This window comes from Desmospora profundinema (assembly GCF_031454155.1).
In the GTDB taxonomy this organism is placed as follows: domain Bacteria; phylum Bacillota; class Bacilli; order Thermoactinomycetales; family DSM-45169; genus Desmospora; species Desmospora profundinema.
Genome location: NZ_JAVDQG010000001.1, coordinates 237,576 through 256,790, shown reverse-complemented (window position 1 = coordinate 256,790; position 19,215 = coordinate 237,576). Strand labels below are relative to the sequence as shown.

The window sequence follows — 19,215 nt, the reverse complement described above, 5'->3', positions numbered from 1 at the left end:
TGTTCCCGTTTAGTATAACGAAGCGTAAACACTCATGTCAAAAGGCTCCCGAGGGATATCCGAGAGCCTTACTTCGCCCAATTAATCTCGATCTGTTTGCTACCTGGATAGTTTGTGTTCACTTTTTGCCCGTTCACGGTCACGTCCACATTGGAGGCACTACCCAATTGGAGCCACAAGGTTTGTCCATCCTGATAGGAGAACGGGAACACATCCCCGGCTTTTAACACCTTATCCTCCAACATGCCTCCGACTTCCTGGTTTCGAATTTGAAACCAACACTCCCCTTTGGCTGTCAGCTTCAATTCAATCTGGTCCACATTGGTTAATTCATAACGATCCGGACCGTTGCTCCCCCTTTCCAGGGGAGTCAGAATCGCACCGGATGCTTCTGGGGCCTCATCTCCCGAACCTTCCTCCCCTTCCTCAACGGTTTGTTGGTCGGAAGGTTCCGGATTGGCCGGTTCATCCGCATCGCTGAAAACCATTAACCAAACCAACCCCGCAGTAGCCGGGATCAACAAAACGGCACCACCGATGAGGAATCGGGTATACCACGTTCCTAACGTGGTATTCTTGTCATTTTCTTCCTGACTCCGCTTGGAACGAGAGGTGCGTGACGGGGTTCCCCCACCGTTGGCTTTATCGCTTCGACGAAGTGGTGGTTCTTTTCCTCCATGCCCTTCCTCATCCGATAAACCCTGGATCTGTCTGGTCCGAGGAGACAAACCCAACTCCTGCGGCTCCGGCATGTCCGGAGGGAGGGTAGGCCGACGCGCGACACCTTCCCTTCTGGAAAGAGCGGGGGATTCTCCTGAAACCGTTTCCTCCATCCCCCCTGATGGAGGGATCATCTGGCGCGAAACGTTTCGTTGCCTCCCCTCCCCTATGGGAGGATCAGGGGAAACTCGCCCCCTCCGATTGGTTGCCAACTGCGATTGAGAAAGACGGGATGGGCGGTGTGTCTGTGAACCCTGCCCGCCTACACCAGGCCGCTGCAAATGTTGAACCAAGGATCTCGGATCCAGCCCTAAACGAGTCCCATACGTCCGCAGGTAGGCCCGGGCATAATAGGGACTGGGCATATGTTGCCAATCCCCGGCTTCTAATGCAGCCAAGTATGCCGCCGGAATCTGGATTTCCCCTGCCATCTCCTCCAAGGTATAACCCAACGATTCCCTGGCTTGCTTGAGCCGGTGACCGATTTCTATCGACACCCGGCCCACCTCCTACTGTCATTATCGTTTATGAGGTGTGATGAATTATTTCTCCAATTGAATGCGATAGCTTTTAGGAACATCCTGGGCAGTTGTGTCGATCTCCTGACCGTTCACTTTGATTTCGGTATTGGAAGGTTTCCCCAATCGGAACCAAACCACTTCTTTATCCGTAATCTTTCGTTGATCTCCCACTTTGAGCTCAAAGGTTTCCCCTTTGGGATCGTTCACTTTACTGCCGAAGCGAAGTTGGCTTTCCCCTTTGTTTGCCTTGATCTCGATTTCGATTTGTTCCGCCCCGCTCAGCGTGTAGAGATCCCCTTCTACGTCACTGCCTGCTTCTGTCACTTGCAACTTGACCTGTTCAGGGGTTTGGGCGTCCACCTTCGGGGTGCTGCTGCCGGCGGTATCCGCATCGTCCTGCTGCTCTGTATCAGCCGCAGTATCCTGACCCGGCCACAGACCCGCTGCGTAGACTCCAACAGGAATCAAAATCAGGGCACCGACAGCGGCCACGCGCACCAACCAATTGGCCTTTTTCTTCTTCGGCTTGCCATCTCCCTGTTCGATCCCTTTGCTCACCTCTTGGCTCACACGGCGGGGAGTAAAGGTGTTTTGGCTGACAGACTGTTCCCCTTGCGGCGGAATCTGCCGTCCACCCGTCTGTTGCCCGACTGGTGGAACCTGAAATCGTTGAGTGGTTTGTCCCGGCGGAGGAGCCGAACCGGGATCGTGGGCCACCCGGTTAGGGCCTGTCCCTTGCATGGGTGATTTACCCTGCTGGAAGGGTTGGGTCTGACCCTCAAAAAAGGGCTGGGTTTCCGAATGCGGGTCATCCACTGGTTGTTGAGGGGGCCGAGACGGCGGTGCCATCCGCTGCGACTGGGGTGAATAAGTACGTCCGATGCGGGGGTGTCCCCCGGACATGCGATTGCGGGAAGGGGGTTGTACCGGCTGCCTCCCGGTTCCCTGACGCGGCGGCTGGGTCGAACGACGGCCGGACGGGCGTCCCGCCACCGCAAAACGCTCGTAACGATCCAGCAACGGCTGCGCGTCCAAACCCAAACTGTGGGCATATGTGCGTAAAAATGCCCGGACATAAAAGGGGCTGGGCAAGGACTCAAACTGATCGTTTTCCAAAGCACGCAGGTACTCGATATGGATTTTGGTGTTTTGCTGCACCTGATCCAAGGAGTAACCCATGGATTCACGCGTTTGTCTTAGATAGGATCCGATACCTGACATATGGGACACACCTCCTGTTTTCCTTCCTGACTATCGTATGTCAAAAGCTGCTATGTCGTTGTCCAACACCTCGTACGAGATGGCCTCATCGGGGTGATTGCGCAGCTCGATGATGTAATCGAAGTCTTCAAAGGAGAACTCCGTCTCCCGGACAAAGATATCCGGGTGCTCAATTACTTTGGTCGCTCCCATGCGCATAATCTCCTGAACCAGCATGTGATGCCGTTCCGTCGACCGCAAGGTGGAAACGATTCCGTCGATGATATAAACGTTGTTGGGGGTCATCTCGTCGTCAGCCAATTGTTTGCGAACCGTTTGTTTCAGTAGCGTGGAAGACAGAAAGGTCCATCGTTTATTGGCACAGACACTGGAAGCGACGATCGATTCGGTCTTGCCCACACGGGGCATTCCCCTCACTCCCACCACTTGGTGTCCGTCTTTCTGGAAGAGCTCGGCCATGAAGTCTACCAAAAGGCCGAGCTCTTCACGGGTAAAGCGGTATGTTCGTTCATCTTCCAGACAACGGTCTAAGTAGCGTCCATGGCGAACCGCCATACGATCCATGAGTGTCGGAGGACGGATGGCGGTAACCGTAATATTGTCCACGCGATTCAGAATTTGCTTTAATGCGTGGATCTTCTCCTCATCATCGGTATTGAGCAACATTCCCCGCCGTTTATTTTCCACACCGTTGATCGTTAGGATGTTAATGGAAAGCATCCCTAATAATGAGGCAATATCACCCAACAAACCCGGACGATTCTTATGAATCTGATATTCCAAATACCAATCGTGGCCGCCCATTCCAACACACCTTTCAAAACCGACCTTCTGTCGAATTGTTCAGTAGATTGCCAGACCGAGCAAATTTGGTATTTAGTATATCACATGTTTAAGAAGAAGCGAACCCTATACGCCCAAGAAATAAAACAAACGCCCTTCATGATAAAGGGCGTTTCCAATTAAAGGTTTTTAATGTTGACGTTGTTCCCCGCCGTGAACCAATTTCACCATCAAACCGGCCATCATGCGTTGCTCTTCTTCATCCGCGCAATTCCACAGCTCTTTTAACAAACGTTCCTGATCATTCTTGGGATCGATATCCTGAGCCAAGTAATCACCGATCTGGTAAGCGACATCATTAATTGTTTCTTTATCCATCCCCAGGGACTGTCCTTGTTCCACCCGCTGGTTCAGGAAGCTTTTCCATTCCTCAAAGTTGTTCAATACCGACATGGGCACTTCCCCTCCTTTTCCATAAACCTGCCTTCTATGGATAATATGATCCAAAATGGAGAGATCTATTCGAACCTCATGGAGCCCATCCACCATTGATATGAAGTACCTGACTGGTGATATATCCTGCATCGGGGCCGCACAGCCAACAAACCATGGAGGCTACTTCCGCTGGATGTCCCAACCGTCCCGCAGGGATCTCCTCCACCAAAGCCCGTTTCTCTTCCGCCGTCAGTTGACCATCCAACATATCGGTTTGAATCGCCCCGGGGGCTACTGCGTTGACGGTAACCCCCGATGGAGCCGTCTCCTTTCCCAAAGCCCGGACCATCCCATTGATCGCACCCTTGGCAGCGGAATAAAGAACTTCCCCGGAACCGCCGGACTCGCCCCAGATCGACGAAAGGAGGATCATTCGACCAAACCGGTTTCGCACCATGGCGGGCAACGTCCGCCGGATTAAAAAAAACGCCCCGCGGACATGTGTATCCATCACCCGATCATATTCGTCATCAACCACCTCTTGAAACACCGGGCTCTCTCCCGTGATTCCTGCGCTGTGTACCAAAATCGAAGGCGGGCCCCAGATTTCTTCTATCCGATCCACCATGGCTTCCACCTGCGAGCGGAACCGGACATCCCCTTGTATGGCGACGGATTCAACCCCGTACTCGCGACAGGTGCGTACCACTTCTTCCGCCTGGGTTTTGGACTGGTGGTAGCCGACCGCAACGACGGCCCCTCTTTCCGCCAGTTTGGCGGCCACAGCCGCACCGATTCCTCGGCTGCCGCCGGAGATCAAGGCGATTTGACCCGACAGCATCTTCTCCATATTTTGATTCCTCCTGGTTTACTGCTTAAGAAAAGCCGCGCCCGGCGGGCGCGGTGAGTCTGTTGACGACGATTTATGGGTCAGCGCGGATCAGCTAGCCGGCAGACATTCACTTCGCTTCCTGAGACCGTACAATGGATACGGCAAACCGATCCCAATCGATATGATCTTGCAGCCGTCGGTTGACCTCATTCGCCGAGAGGGACTCCAGCAGAGGCACCACCTGGAACAGATTGGCACCATTGAATTGATAACGGGTGAATTGGTTGGCAATCCACTCCGGGGAGTTAAGCGAACGCATGTAACCGCCCGTTTTTTTCTTGCGGATCCGATCCACCACTTCCGTCGGGATCCCCTCTTGTTGGATTTTGGGCAATGCCGACCGGATTCGGTCCACCAGCGTCTCAGGATCGGGCGTATCTCCTCCCACGATGGAAAAGCCATAACCCCGTTCCAGACTGTAATCATAGCCGAAGTGATCATCGATCAGTCCGTCGTCGTAAAGGGATTGGTACAGATCGGAACCTTCCCCGAAAATGGCCTCCAACATCACCTCGGTTGCCAATTCCCGACGAACCAGCTCTTCCCCTTGTAATCCGACTTCATTCCGGCTTTCTTTAAACCCGAACAAGCATTTAGGGATCCCCACAGTTAGGCGAATCTCCATTTTAGCCTGATCCACGCCCTCCGGTTCTTCGGGAAAGAACCGTTTGATCTCCCCCATCGCCTCAAATGGCTTGGTTTCTTGATTCTTGCGAACCAACTCCATGATCGATTTAGGGTCAATTGGCCCCACCACAAACAACAGCATGTTACTGGGGTGGTAGAACGTCTCATAACAAGTGTAAAGCGTCTCCTTATCGATCTTGGCGATGGATTCCACCGTCCCGGCGATATCAATTTTTACCGGATGTTCAGCGAACATCGCCGCAATCAACCCGAAATAAGAACGCCAATCAGGATTGTCGTCATACATGCGGATTTCTTGACCGATAATCCCTTTTTCCTTTTCCACCGATGGATCCGTAAAATAGGGGTCTTGCACAAAGTCGATCAACGTGGTCACGTTTTTTTCTACGTTACCCGTGGAGGAAAACAGATAGGCCGTCCGGTCAAAGCTCGTAAACGCATTGGCGGAAGCCCCCTGGTTGGAAAAGCGGCTGAAAACATCCCCGTCTTTTTCCTCAAACATCTTGTGTTCCAGAAAATGTGCGATTCCGTCCGGGACCCGGATCTTCTCACCTCCAGGAGGCTGAAAGTGATTGTCGATCGAACCGTATCGGGTGGTGAACGTCGCATAGGTTTTATTAAAACCCGGTTTGGGCAACAGGTACACTTGGAGACCGTTGGGCAGTTTTTCGTAAAACAGCGTTTCCTCCAACTGCCGGTGTTCAATTCGATCCATGGGCCGCTTCCTCCTTCTGGTCCCGCAGGAAGTAGATCGTATCCAGTTTCACTTGTTGAGCGATCGCTGTCACATCGTCACGGGTGACCGTCTCCAGTTCCCGGACCATCTGTTCCAGAGACCGCTTTCGCCCGGATATCACTCCGTGGTAGTGGGCATCGATCAAGTCATATGCCCGATCCTGCCGTTCCCGCAGTTGGTTAATCAGCATCGCCCGCGTCTGTGACCACTCGGTTTCATTAAATTTCCCTTGGGCCATCAGGTCGAACTGCTCCTGAATGATATCTACTGCCCGCTGGTAATTGTCGATCTCAATCCCTGACTGAACCGTCAGGATCCCTTTATGGCTCTCGATGCGGGATGCGGCATAGTAGGCGAGGCTCGCTTTTTCCCGAACATTGACAAACAGCTTGGAATGGGGGAATCCACCCAAAATCCCGTTATACATCAGCAAAGCCGGGTACGTATCATCTGCATAGGTAACGGGTGTGCGATAACCCATATTTAATTTACCCTGATTGACGTCCAGCCGATCGACCACTCGCTTGACATCCTTCACTTCCGATTGAACCAACGGAGACGGCACAGGGGTTCGATTCCCGCTTCCCACATCAAAGTGGCGCTTTACCAGCGATTCCACTTCCGTACGGGACAGATGACCGATAAAATACAAATCAAGCGGACGGGTTCGGAGCAGTTCACGATAGTATGTATAGAGATTTTCGGAATCGATCTCGTCCAAATCCTCCAACCTTCCGTGGTTGAAGAGAGCATAGGGCTCGCCCGCACACATTTCGGATACGCAGCGATGGGCGGCATAACGGATTTTATCATCCATGAGGCTCTCGATTTTTTGCTTCAGATTCTTTTTTTCCGATTGGATAAAGCCGTCGGCAAACCGTTCCCCATCGATCGCCGGCTGTGTGAGAATCTCTCCTAAAAAAGCAGCCCCTTCTTCCAGCAGGGAAGAGGTTCCGGTTAAAAACCGTTCATTGGCCACTTCCAGTCCCAGCTGCATCACATGGTTTTCCCCGCGTTTGGTGACATCACCAAACAGATTCGCTCCGTACATCTCATCCAATTTCCGCTTCAGCCCCACAGTGGTCGGATAGGTTCGTGTTCCCCGCTGCAGCACGCTGGGCAACAGAGCATGCCGTGTCACTGTCTCGGGAGAGAGACTTTGCTGAACCATCACCATCAGCAGGTTGGTTTTAAATTTTTCCGTTGAACAGATGTGAATGCGGGCATTTCCCGCCTCAAAGCTCTCAAAATGCAAAGCTTCCGTCACAACCACACCCCTTTTCATTATCTGATGTACTTTCATTATAGAGGAAGGGATCCCCCCTAGAAAAGTAACAGCATTCCCTCCTCTCAAATTGTCGTCCTTTTGTTCCATAGTATGACCGACCATCCGAGAAATGTTTCCCTAATCCAACAAAAAACGACCGCCGGAAAAGCGGTCGCAGTTTAAGAATAACATTTTCACTCTATGAGCCCTCCCGCCGATAGAAGCGGGAATTTATCCGATTAGGATCATCGATCATGTTTATCCGGCATTACCGACTATCCGTTTCGTATGGTTTTCCGATAGCAGCAGGTGCTTCCGCACGTCCCACGAATCCGGCCAGTGCCAAGATCGTCAAGATATACGGCAGCATACTCAACACCTCACTGGGTACATACGCGGTCAACCCGATCAGTTGGCCGATGAGGGCGAGGGAAACCGCAAACCCGAAGAAGGTGGCCGCACCGAACGCACCGAAAGGATGCCACTTCCCAAAAATCAAGGCGGCCAAAGCGATAAATCCTTGTCCGGCAACCGTTGTCTGGTTAAATTCACTTCCAATCGCGATGGAGAGCCCCGCACCCCCAATTCCAGCCAGCGCTCCACTGACCAGAACAGCAATATAGCGCATCTGAATGACGGATACTCCGTTCGTCTCCGCAGCCCTCGGGTGTTCCCCCACGGCTCTCAGCCGCATGCCGAAAGGTGTACGGTAAAGGATGAAAAAAGAAAGAATGGTGACCAAAACGGCAATATACGTAGTGGGGAATGCGTTGAACAAGGCGGGACCGATCACCGGAATCTCACTTAAACCGGGAATCGGCAGCCGCTTCAACGTATCGGCGATGGCCGGCGTCTGGGCGGCTCCCTCATACATCGATTTCACCAGGTAGACGGCAATCCCCAAAGCCAAGAAGTTAATCGCAACCCCGCTCACCACTTGGTCAGCTCGAAAGGTGATGGAAGCAACCGCGTGGGGGATGGCAAACAGGATCCCCGCCAACATCGCCGCCAGCAGTCCCACCCAGGGATTGCCCGTCGCCAGCGTTGAGATGGCAGCGGTAAATGCCCCGATGGTCATCAACCCTTCCAGTCCGATGTTTACCACCCCGGACCGCTCGGAAAACAGTCCGCCCATTGCCGCCAAGATCAGCGGAGTGGCGTAAAGAACGGTGGTTTGCAGTATGCTGGTCAACATATCCATCACTTCTTCCCTCCCTTCTTAAACTTCTGCATGATCCAGCCGGAGATGTTGGCGGCTACAAACAGGATGATCGCCGCAAACACGACTCGGACCACTTCGAAGGGAACTCCGGCGGCGAACTGCATGTTGCTGCCGCCATAGGTGAGAACTCCGAACAGGGTGGCGCCTAGCAGAATCCCCAGCGGGGCATTGGCACCCAGGAGGGCAACGGCGATTCCGTCAAAGCCGATTCCCGTGAAAGCCCCTTGGATCGATAGATATCCGGCGGTTCCCAACACTTCGGACGCACCGGCGATTCCGGCAAAACTTCCGCTGATCATCATGGACAACACGATGTTCCGTTTCACGCTCATTCCCGCATATTCCGAAGCGTGAGGATTAAGGCCCACGGACCGCAATTCAAAGCCCAGGGTGGTGCGCCAAAGGAGAAAATACATAAAAAATGCGGCTAAGAGCGCCAGTAAAATCCCCAGGTGAATACGTGAGCCTTCAAACATCGACGACAGGAAATCCCACCGCAGCGATGCCGATTCCGGGATGCGGGAGGTGGAGTCCGCCCCGCTGGTCAACCAGGTCCGCACCGTAACATTAGCCAGATAGAGGGCGATGAAGTTCATCATGATGGTGGTGATCACCTCGTGGACACCCCGAGTCGCTTTTAGCAAACCCGGCAAAGCGGCCCACAACGCTCCCCCCAATGCTCCAGCCAGCACCGCAGCCGTCACATGAAGAACGGGAGGAAGGTCCAGTTTCAGAGCCACGATCACCGCCGTCAACTGACCGATAATAAATTGCCCTTCCACCCCGATGTTAAACAATCCCGTCCGAAAAGCCAGCCCTACCGCCAAACCTGTCAGAATCAAGGGAGTGATCGTTCGTATGGTTTCACCCATGTCATAGGGTTGCAGAAAAGCACTTTTAAAAAGCGCTCCATAGGCTAGGATGGGATTGTACCCCGCCGCGATCATCAATACTGCTCCCACCAGCATCCCGAGCAAGACGGAAATAACGGAAGAGAGCAGAGTGGATTGTTTATTGATTTTCGAGAGTACCTGCATCAGGCGTCCACCTCCGTTCCGGTTCGACCACCGGCCATTAACAACCCGACTTCCTCTTCGGTTACGGTGGCCGGATCCACCCATCCGGCAATCTTCCCTTCATAAATAACGGCTACCCTGTCGCTCAATTTCAGCACTTCGTCCAATTCCAGCGACATCAGGAGCACTGCTTTGCCTTTATCCCTCTGCTCGATGAGACGACGATGGATAAACTCAATCGCCCCCACGTCCAAACCGCGGGTGGGCTGGGCTGCGATGAGTAGATCGGGGTCCCGGTCCACTTCCCGGGCGATGATCCCTTTTTGCTGGTTCCCCCCCGACAAGGCTCGAGCCAAGGTATGCAAATCAGGCGTGCGGACATCAAACTCATCGATCAGCTTTTTTGCATAGCGATAAATCTGCGAAAATTGCATGACCGTTCCTTTGGAGAAGGGGGACTGATGGTACGTCTGCAATACCATGTTCTCCCCGATGGAGAAGTCGAGTACCAACCCGCGGCGATGACGATCTTCCGGGATATGGCCTACTCCGGCGCGGGTGATCTGCCTCGGCTTTTGGTTAGTGATCTCTTTTCCGTTCAACCGCACGTGACCCGCATGGGATTTACGCAGTCCGGTTATCGCTTCCAACAGTTCCGACTGTCCATTACCGTCCACTCCGGCTAGACCGACAATCTCTCCGGCACGGACATCCAAGTCCAGGCCCCTTACAGCATCCACCCCACGGGCATCGGCGACAAACAGATTCTCCACCGATAATACCGTCTCTTGAGGAGAGGCCGGCTTCTTGTCCACCCGAAAGGAAACCTCCCGTCCTACCATCATGGATGCGAGTTGATTCGGATCGGTTTCTGCCACTCTGACAGAACCGATGGTTTTTCCGCGGCGGATAATGGTAACAGCATCGCAGGCACGCATAATTTCTTTCAGTTTATGAGTAATAAAGATAATCGTTTTTCCTTCTTGGACGAGATTCTTCATAATCTCGATCAGCTCGTCAATTTCCTGGGGAGCCAAGACCGCGGTAGGCTCGTCCAAGATCACGATATCGGCACCTCGATACAGCGTTTTCAAAATTTCCACCCGTTGTTGCATTCCCACAGAGATATCGCGGATCTTGGCTCGGGGATCGACTCTTAACCCGTATCGGTCCGATATGGCTTGCACTTCCTGTTCCGCTTTTTCACGGTCGATCATTCCGCGACGGCTCGGTTCCACACCGAGAATGATATTCTCGGTGACTGTAAAGGGTTCCACCAGCATGAAGTGCTGATGGACCATTCCGATGCCCAGGCGTCCGGCATCGTTTGGACCGGTGATGGTGACGGGATTTCCCTTAATGAGAATTTCACCCTCGTCGGGTTGGTATAAACCGAACAGGATATTCATCAAGGTGGATTTTCCGGCACCATTTTCCCCGAGTAAAGCATGAATTTCTCCCTGCTTTACGGTCAAATGAATGTTGTCATTGGCGACAACGCCGGGGAATCGTTTCGTAATCCCTTTCATTTCTACGACATTCATCCTGTTATCCCCCTCTCTTACCGGCGAAACAGGGCTAGCTCACGGCTAGCCCTGTTCCGCTTCAAATCTGTTTGGTACAGTGGAAGTCTCATTCGGTAAATGCTTCCGCTTATGATTATTTGGAGGGAACTTCAATTTCGCCATCAATGATTTTCTGCTTGTACTCTTCCACCGTTTTTAAGACATCTTCAGGAACATGCCGATCTGTGGTTTCCGCAATGCTTACCCCTTCATCCTCCAAGCCGAGTACCACTTCTTGACCGCCCTTGAAGGTACCTCCCTCCAGATCGCTCATGATCTCGAACACGGCTACGTCCACTCGTTTCACCATGGAACTTAAGGTATGATCAGGAGCCAGTGCCGACTGGTCCATATCGACCCCGATCGCCCAATATTCTCCTTGTTCCCGGGTTTTTACTTCGTCGAACAGGCCTTTGCCCACACCACCGGCAGCGTGATAGATGACATCGACCCCGTCGTTATACATATTAGCGGCCAGCGAGCGGCCTTTGGCCACATCTACGAAGCTTTCTGCGTAAGCCGCAGTCACTTTGGCATCGGGGTTAACCGCTTTCACACCGGCAGTAAAGCCTGCCTCAAATTTCTTGATAAGGGGAGAAGTAATTCCACCGATAAAGCCCACTTTGTCCGATTGAGTCATCGACCCTGCAATAACCCCCATCAAGAAGGAGCCTTCCTCTTCTTTAAAGGTAACAGCCACCACATTTTCCGGAATGTCTCCACCCAGGTTGCTGTCCACGATCCCAAACTTTGCATCCTGGAACTGGTTCGCCACTTCCGGGATCGCTTTTTCAAATTTAAACCCAACTCCCCAGGTGATGTCTCGTCCGTCACGGGCAAACTTGGTCAGGTTGGGAATATAATCTTCATCCCGCTTGGACTCTAAATAATCGATATCCGCGCCCAGTTCTTTTTCAGCCTGCTTAAAACCTTCCCAGGAAATTTGGTTGAAGGACTCGTCGTTCAAACCGCCTGTGTCAGTCACCAGGGCTGCGCTGAATTTGTCTTCCTCGCCCGGTTTCCCTTCATCGGTTGCACCGCCGCAAGCGGTTACAAACACCAACACTGCGCTTAACAAGCCGGCTGCCCATGCTTTCTTCAACATGCGAGAACCCCCCCTTGTGTAAATGGAAGAGCAGATGCTGGCCAGTTCAAAGGCTGATCCACCCCTTCTCTCACCCTGTCCAGTAAATGCTCCTCTACTGTTATACCATGGGTCATTTCATTTTGCTACTATTTTGTGCCGAGTACATATCAGCAATACGCAGTAGTGCATAGTAACTATATGGAAACCCGGAAGGCGACCACCTCCCGGGCTTTTTTTGTTTATATCGATGCATTCCGATTTTGCTGCTGTTGGCTCCATTGTTCCGGACCCATCAGAACTTCTCGGGGTTTGCTGCCCTCATAGGGTCCAACAATCCCGCGCTCTTCCATAAAATCGATCAAACGGGCCGCTCGGGTGTAACCAATACGCAAACGGCGCTGCAGGAGAGACACGGATGCGGTTTTGGCTTCCACCACCAACTGAACCGCTTGTGGAAAGAGCTCATCTTCCACCTCTTCATCGCTTCCGCTTCCCGTATCTTCAGGAATCATCTCCTCCTGGTAGCGAACTTCCTGCTGATCCGTCACAAAACGAACCACTGCTTCCACTTCTTTGTCAGACAGGTACGACCCCTGCACCCGAATCGGTTTGGAAGCCCCAACGGGCAAGTACAGCATATCCCCCCGACCCAACAGCTTTTCGGCTCCTCCCATATCCAGGATTGTGCGGGAATCCGCTTGAGAGGACACGCCAAAGGCGATGCGGGACGGGATGTTGGCTTTAATCACCCCGGTGATGACATCCACCGACGGCCGCTGGGTGGCGATGATGAGGTGGATTCCAGCTGCTCGAGCCATCTGAGCCAACCGGCAGATGGCGTCTTCCACATCGGCGGGAGCCACCATCATCAGATCCGCCAACTCATCCACGATCACCACGATATAGGGAAGTGTGAGGCCTTCGCTTCCTTGTTCCTTTTGGATCTGGTTGTAGCGTTCGATATCCCGGGCACCGGAGTCGGCGAACCGTTCATAGCGCTTCTCCATCTCCGCTACCACTTTTTTCAGGGCGATGGCCGCTTTGCGGGAATCGGTCACCACCGGCGCCAACAAGTGAGGAATGCCATTGTAGATGTTAAGCTCCACCATTTTGGGGTCGATCATCATAAATTTCACTTCATTGGGCTTGGCTTTATACAAGATGCTGCAGATGATGTCATTGATGCAGACACTTTTGCCGGCTCCGGTTGCACCAGCCACCAGCAGATGAGGCATCTTCGTCAAGTCACCGACAATCGGCTCCCCGGAAATATCCCGACCCAAGGCGATGGACAACTTTGACGAGGATTCATGATAGTGGGAGCTTTCCAGGACGTCGCGCAAACCGACGATGGAAATCTCAGGATTGGGCACTTCAATTCCCACCGCCGCTTTTCCCGGTATGGGAGCTTCGATGCGGATATCCTTGGCAGCCAGCGACAGCGCGATGTCATCCGACAAGTTGACGATGCGGCTCACTTTCACCCCGATATCCGGTTGCACTTCGTATCGGGTTACGGCGGGTCCTCGGTGGATTTGTGTCACTTTTGCCTTTACACCAAAGCTTTCCAGTGTGGTTTCCAGCTTTTTAGCGTTGTCGGTCATCCCTTGACGCTCCCGGTTGCGCCCTTTGCTCTTCGGTTTTTCCAACAACGAATAGGGGGGGAGGCGATATTCCGGCAAGTCCTGTTCTTTGTTGAACTGAACCACGACACCTGCTGAACTTTTTTCCTCTTCCTTTCCCCGGCTTACATTCGGGGTTGAACCGGCCGGCTTCGTCTCTCGTGGAGGAGAAGGCGGGTCCGCTACAGGGAACAGCTCTTTCTGTTCCCAGTCCGACGGGGGGCTGATCTCTTGCTCCTTTTCGGAAAAATCGTGGATCACTGGAATCTCTTCTTCCGAAGCAGCCTTTTTTATCCGTTTTCCTTTACTTTTGCGGGTGGTCTCTTTCTGCTTCATCCGACCAAGGGCTTGGCTGAGGCGGACCTTCCACTCTTGAGTCGTCCGCCGCCACCAATCGCGGAACCGTTCCATCGCTTGAACGAAGGAAAAACCCGTTGCCAGAAGAGCACCTGCAATCCCGGTGGATACCACTGCGATGGTGGAACCGCCTCTGTCAAAAAGATACTGGAATAAGGCATATCCCAATGCTCCGACCATTCCCCCGCCAATATCCGTAGGAAGAGGGGATTGGCGTTCCTCCAATATCAAGTCCCAGGTAACCGGGATCACGGGACCGTCTACCCCCCGACGTTCCAAACCGTCGAAGGTGTCCATGTGATTCCAGACCAGAAAGGATAACAGCAGCAAAAGAATTCCTGTCCAACGGGAAGACCACTCCTGTGGCCACCGACGTTTAAACGCTAAGTAGCCGGCCATGAATATGCCTGCAAGGGGCAAGAGAAAATCCCAATTGCCGACGAACAGTCGGGACAAATACGTCAGTGATCGTCCCACTGCCCCCAGTTGAGCCATCGCCATCAAGGACAAGGTCAGAAGGATGATGGCATACAGCTCAAACCGAATGGCACGTTTCAATACCGTTCCTTTGGATTCTGTTTTCTTTTTCCTTTTTTTAGATCCAGCCATTCCCATCACCTTTTCTCATTTGCCGCTCATTCACCATATTATAGCATGGAAAGACCCTCCAAGTAGACTTGAAGGGTTTGAATGGATCAGGCATATATGCAAGTCTCCCGTCAGGAAGGCGGAATGGCAATACGCTCCCCCGGTTGGAAGCGCGGGTCCAGATAATGGCGGGGCTCCGGAGAGAGTAGGCGCTGAATACGGCCTTCCATCGGGCTGATCACCTCCACCTGCATCATCACCCCGTTCACGCTCACTTCCCGCACCGAAGTCGTTTGCGTTTCATCCATTAATGCCATCTCAGCTGGAATGATCGAATAGTAAATCACTGAACGATCCCTCCGTTGCGATTCTGCTCGATCTGTCGATTCAGTTCAGCCAGAGCGTCTCCCAAACCTCCCACCCGGTCGATCAAGCCGTGATTAACCGCATCGGGGCCGATCACATTGGTGCCAATATCCCGTGCCAATTCCCCGGTACGGAACATCAACTCCCGGAATTGTTCCTGTGAGATTTTGGAGTGGCTTGCCACAAACCGGATCACCCGCTCCTGCATCTTTTCCATGTATTCAAAGGTTTGAGGCACACCCACAACCAATCCGGTCAACCGGACCGGGTGGATCGTCATGGTGGCCGTCTCCGCGATAAATGAAACATTGGCACTGACCGCAATCGGCACTCCGATACTGTGTCCTCCTCCCAGCACCAATGAAACAGTCGGTTTGTTCATGGAGGCGATCATTTCGGCGATGGCCAGTCCTGCCTCCACATCGCCACCCACTGTATTGAGGATGATAATGATTCCTTCGATTCCCGGATTTTGCTCTGCCGCCACAATTTGCGGAATCACATGCTCATACTTAGTCGTCTTGTTTTGCGCCGGCATGACTAGGTGGCCCTCCACCTGACCGATGACGGACAGGCAGTAGATGTTGGAATCCAGTTGCGGTACGTTAGCCTGCCCCAGCTGCTGAATCGCATCAATGACATTTTTCTTGCGTTCTCCACCGGTTTCCGGTTCCACACCCGGCCCTTTGGGATCCACCGGGGCAGGCGTGGGTTGTGCGCTCGGTTCATTCGACATGGTTCATCCCCCTTTTCCCACCTAGTATGTGTCGAGAAAGGAGGAAGGCATGCAAAAAAAAGGGATTTGCGATTCATTTCATTTTCTAACATACACCCTCATACCCGTTTTCGGATACCAGCAAGATACTCCGCTTGCCTCTGGGCTCGTTTATCTGCTTTCTGTTCATTCACCACCAGAACGGCGTGGATGACACCGGGAAGCCAGCCAAAAAGGGTAAGAATCAGGTTGAGTATGGCTTGAAACGGTTTTCCCACAAACAAGACCGCCACAGGCGGAAGAATAATAGCCAATAAATACAACAACATTGCCGCTCCTTTCGATCAAGAGATCCATTTTATTCATCATATACGAAAAAGTCACTTCAATTCTACAGGTTTATCCATCGTTAGAGAGCCGGGATCTTCTCCGGCCCTCTGACTTCGTGTTCCCCCGGATTGTTACCCTGGTGCCGAAACTCATTTCATTTTGTTGAACTATAACGCTTATATTGATCAAGCAACCACTTTTCCAGCCATTTCCTCGCCTTTCCCCATAAGTGGATCATCATCCTCAATCTTTTCGCCTCCTGCCTCTTTGATATGTTTTTATCAAAAGAATCATGCTTTCCGTGACATCTTATACCATGCGTCAGAAAGCATATTTTCCCACGATGGTTTTCTTGCGGATTGCTCATACTGGATGATGATGCAAGGACTTTGTGGAGGAGAAAAATGATGAGTCACTGTCACACTTATGAGGACCGGCTTCGTATGCGGGACGGAACTTGTCTTCACTATCGCATCTGGGTTCCGGAACGGTTTCACTCCGCTGTCATCCTGGTCCATGGTGCCGGAGAGCACTTGGAACTGTACAAGCACTTGGGGAACCGATTTTCTCATGCCGGTCATGCTTTTATTATCTTCGATCTGCGGGGATTTGGTCGTTCCGATGGCAAAAGCGGTCATGTCACCTGTTTTGACGATTATTTAGAGGACATGAATCAGCTTATTCATTTTTTCAGACATAAACTGGGGGATATCCAAGTTTATCTGATTGGACATAGTTTAGGCGGACTGATTGTAACCCGCTATGCCCAATCCTATCCGGATACCATAAACGGAATGGTTTTGTCCGCTCCCGCTCTCGGCCTGCATATAAAGATCCCAACTCCCATTTATCGTTTGATTCAATTCATCAGCCGAGTGACACCAGGACTAAGTGTCAATCCCTATCGTTTGATGGAAAAAGCACAGCGCATATCAAGGCTGAAGCGATATATCTCTTATGATGTAAATACAAAGTTGAGCGACCCTCTGGTCGCATTGCGGTATTCCATCCGCTGGGTTCAAGAACTGCTTGTACACATTAACATCGCAATCAGCAAGTCCGAACATGTCCGGGTCCCCACTTTGTGTCTCTGCGGGGATCACGATCCTTTGATCTCCCCTCATGCAGTCCGCACATTTTTTGACCGGCTGACCGTCAAGGAAAAGGAATGGCGTCTGCTCCCCGGTGCCGGACATTGCCTGCTTCACTCGAACGAATCGACTCCAGCTGTGGATGCGTTAATGGAGTGGTTGCAGCAATCGAAGTGATGGATTAAACCAACAACCGCGATCCCTTATGGGATCGCGGTTTTATGTTCAATGGGTGACTGATCGGATGTTACACTTCCATGATGATCGGCAAGATCATCGGGCGACGGCGGGTTTGGTCATAAAGGAACCGACTCAGTGCATCGCGGATGCTGGTCTTTAGAGAAGCCCATTCGCTCACACGTTCGTTCGCGCACTTTTCCATCGTCTGGGTGACAATGCGGTTGGCTTCTTCCAGCAGTTTTTCGGACTCCCTTACATAAACGAAACCGCGAGAGATGATGTCCGGACCGGACAAAACCTTCCCGTTGTTTTTGCTGAGAGTAACCACAACCACCAGAATACCATCTTGAGACAACAGTTTCCGATCTCGCAACACGATATTACCGACATCGCCAACGCCCAAACCATCGATGAGGACGTTGCCCGTCGGGATTTTGGAACCATAGCGCGCTTTTCCGCCGGAAATTTCCACTGCATCACCATTATCGGCAATGAAAATGTTTTCCGGCCGCACGCCTACACTTTCGGCAAGTTGACCGTGAGCACGCAACATGCGGTGCTCACCGTGAATCGGGATGAAAAATTGGGGTTTCATCAGGTTGAGCATCAATTTAAGGTCCTCCTGGGACCCGTGTCCGGACACGTGGACACCTTCTTCGGAGTTGTTGCTGTAGACCACATTGGCTCCCACCCGGAACAACTGGTTCACCGTGCGGGCAACCGATTTCTCATTTCCCGGAATTGGCGTAGCAGCCAGGATCACGGTATCCCCCGGTAAAATCTCAATTTTACGGTGGGATCCATGAGCCATACGGGTCAAAGCGGACATAGGTTCCCCCTGGCTGCCCGTTGACATGACCGCCACCTTATGGGCAGGCAAGCGGTTGATATCATCCGGCTCGATCAAAAGATCCGGTGGGACACGCAGGTAACCCAACTCCATCCCAATATTGACCACATTGACCATGCTGCGGCCAATGACCGCCAATTTCCGGTTGTGCTGTTCAGCGGCATCCACCACTTGTTGAATCCGGTGAAGATTGGAGGCGAAGGTGGCGACAATCACCCGCTGCTTCGCTTTACGAAACAGGTTCTCCAACCCTTCCCCCACCGTTCGTTCCGAACCGGTGAAGCCCGGACGTTCCGCATTGGTGCTGTCGGAAAGCAGACACAAGACACCCTCTTTCCCGATCTCGGCCATCTTGTGTATGTCCGCTTCCAATCCGTTGATTGGTGTCATATCGAACTTGAAGTCACCGGTGTGCACCACATTTCCTTCCGGTGTCTCCAAGCAGATCCCCACCGCGTCGGGAATGCTGTGATTAACTCTAAAGAAGGTCGCCTTCACCGAGCCAAGCTTGATCTCCGAACGATTGTTGATCACAATCCGCTTGGTCTGATTCAGCAAGTGAGCTTCACGCAGTTTGTGTTCCACCAGTCCCATCGTGAGCTTGGTACCGTAAATCGGCACCTGAAGCTGCTTTAGGATGTATGGAAGCCCGCCGATATGATCCTCGTGTCCGTGGGTCAGCAGGATTCCGCGCACCTTATCTCGATTCTCAACCAAGTATGTGATATCAGGGATGACGACATCAATGCCCAACATCTCTTCTTCCGGAAACATCAACCCGGAATCGATGACGACGATATCATCTCCGTATCGAACCACGTACATGTTTTTCCCAATTTCATCCAACCCACCGAGAGCAAAAATGGACAATTTGCTTCGTGAGTTGTTTTTTGTCAAAAAAAATTCCTCCTGTATTGTATTCAATTGTCAGTCACCCATATAAACCGCACAAGTCACTTACCTGTATTATACACAATGGACGGTTCTCCTTGCAAGAAGAGGA

The 19,215-nt window shown here is 52.2% G+C and carries 17 protein-coding genes; 1 reads left to right on the top strand and 16 read right to left on the bottom strand.

What is annotated here, in order from left to right:
- Window positions 1–68: 68 nt before the first annotated feature.
- The 15 genes from JOE21_RS01135 to JOE21_RS01065 form a co-directional block, all read right to left on the bottom strand.
- Window positions 69–1,217 (bottom strand): helix-turn-helix domain-containing protein, encoded by a 1,149-nt coding sequence (locus JOE21_RS01135; RefSeq protein ID WP_309861300.1) that lies wholly within the window; start codon window positions 1,215–1,217, stop codon window positions 69–71.
- Between the two features lie 45 nt (window positions 1,218–1,262).
- Entirely contained in the window at window positions 1,263–2,462 is a 1,200-nt protein-coding gene (locus JOE21_RS01130; RefSeq protein ID WP_309861298.1) for a helix-turn-helix domain-containing protein, read from the bottom strand.
- Between the two features lie 30 nt (window positions 2,463–2,492).
- A complete protein-coding gene (locus JOE21_RS01125; protein ID WP_309861294.1) occupies window positions 2,493–3,266 on the bottom strand; it encodes a DUF3388 domain-containing protein in 774 nt (257 codons plus the stop codon).
- Window positions 3,267–3,434: 168 nt separating this feature from the next.
- Window positions 3,435–3,698, bottom strand: coding sequence for a DUF3243 domain-containing protein (locus tag JOE21_RS01120; RefSeq protein WP_309861291.1), 264 nt, complete (start codon window positions 3,696–3,698; stop codon window positions 3,435–3,437).
- Between the two features lie 76 nt (window positions 3,699–3,774).
- Window positions 3,775–4,530 carry an elongation factor P 5-aminopentanone reductase gene (gene ymfI, locus JOE21_RS01115; protein ID WP_309861288.1) on the bottom strand — a complete coding sequence of 252 codons (756 nt, stop codon included), beginning with the start codon at window positions 4,528–4,530 and terminating at the stop codon, window positions 3,775–3,777.
- Between the two features lie 109 nt (window positions 4,531–4,639).
- The gene (gene yfmH, locus JOE21_RS01110) at window positions 4,640–5,935 is read right to left on the bottom strand and encodes an EF-P 5-aminopentanol modification-associated protein YfmH (RefSeq protein WP_309861285.1); all 1,296 of its coding nucleotides are present in this window, start codon (window positions 5,933–5,935) and stop codon (window positions 4,640–4,642) included.
- Window positions 5,922–7,223, bottom strand: a complete 1,302-nt coding sequence (gene yfmF / locus JOE21_RS01105) for an EF-P 5-aminopentanol modification-associated protein YfmF (protein ID WP_309861282.1) — start codon at window positions 7,221–7,223, stop codon at window positions 5,922–5,924. Before yfmF ends, yfmH begins: the two co-directional genes overlap by 14 nt.
- A 268-nt stretch (window positions 7,224–7,491) precedes the next feature.
- Entirely contained in the window at window positions 7,492–8,424 is a 933-nt protein-coding gene (locus tag JOE21_RS01100) for an ABC transporter permease (RefSeq protein ID WP_309861280.1), read from the bottom strand.
- The gene (locus tag JOE21_RS01095) at window positions 8,424–9,482 is read right to left on the bottom strand and encodes an ABC transporter permease (RefSeq protein ID WP_309861277.1); all 1,059 of its coding nucleotides are present in this window, start codon (window positions 9,480–9,482) and stop codon (window positions 8,424–8,426) included. Before JOE21_RS01095 ends, JOE21_RS01100 begins: the two co-directional genes overlap by 1 nt.
- On the bottom strand, window positions 9,482–11,005 hold the full coding sequence (locus tag JOE21_RS01090) for an ABC transporter ATP-binding protein (protein WP_309861274.1): 1,524 nt from the start codon (window positions 11,003–11,005) through the stop codon (window positions 9,482–9,484). Before JOE21_RS01090 ends, JOE21_RS01095 begins: the two co-directional genes overlap by 1 nt.
- Window positions 11,006–11,120: 115 nt before the next feature.
- Window positions 11,121–12,131, bottom strand: a complete 1,011-nt coding sequence (locus tag JOE21_RS01085; RefSeq protein ID WP_309861272.1) for a BMP family lipoprotein — start codon at window positions 12,129–12,131, stop codon at window positions 11,121–11,123.
- Window positions 12,132–12,352: 221 nt separating this feature from the next.
- Window positions 12,353–14,701 (bottom strand): FtsK/SpoIIIE family DNA translocase, encoded by a 2,349-nt coding sequence (locus JOE21_RS01080; protein WP_309861269.1) that lies wholly within the window; start codon window positions 14,699–14,701, stop codon window positions 12,353–12,355.
- Between the two features lie 110 nt (window positions 14,702–14,811).
- Entirely contained in the window at window positions 14,812–15,027 is a 216-nt protein-coding gene (locus tag JOE21_RS01075) for a YlzJ-like family protein (protein WP_309861266.1), read from the bottom strand.
- Window positions 15,024–15,782, bottom strand: a complete 759-nt coding sequence (locus tag JOE21_RS01070; protein ID WP_309861263.1) for a ClpP family protease — start codon at window positions 15,780–15,782, stop codon at window positions 15,024–15,026. The genes JOE21_RS01075 and JOE21_RS01070 overlap by 4 nt, the downstream gene beginning before the upstream one ends.
- Before the next feature lie 98 nt (window positions 15,783–15,880).
- Window positions 15,881–16,087 (bottom strand): YqaE/Pmp3 family membrane protein, encoded by a 207-nt coding sequence (locus JOE21_RS01065; RefSeq protein WP_309861261.1) that lies wholly within the window; start codon window positions 16,085–16,087, stop codon window positions 15,881–15,883.
- 411 nt (window positions 16,088–16,498) lie between these two features.
- Here JOE21_RS01065 and JOE21_RS01060 point away from each other — a divergent pair, with 411 nt between their 5' ends.
- Window positions 16,499–17,359 (top strand): alpha/beta hydrolase, encoded by an 861-nt coding sequence (locus JOE21_RS01060; RefSeq protein WP_309861258.1) that lies wholly within the window; start codon window positions 16,499–16,501, stop codon window positions 17,357–17,359.
- A 70-nt stretch (window positions 17,360–17,429) separates the two neighbouring features.
- Here JOE21_RS01060 and JOE21_RS01055 read toward each other — a convergent pair whose 3' ends face one another.
- Complete coding sequence (locus JOE21_RS01055; RefSeq protein ID WP_309861256.1) at window positions 17,430–19,109, bottom strand: ribonuclease J; 1,680 nt, start codon at window positions 19,107–19,109, stop codon at window positions 17,430–17,432.
- Between the last annotated feature and the right edge of the window lie 106 nt (window positions 19,110–19,215).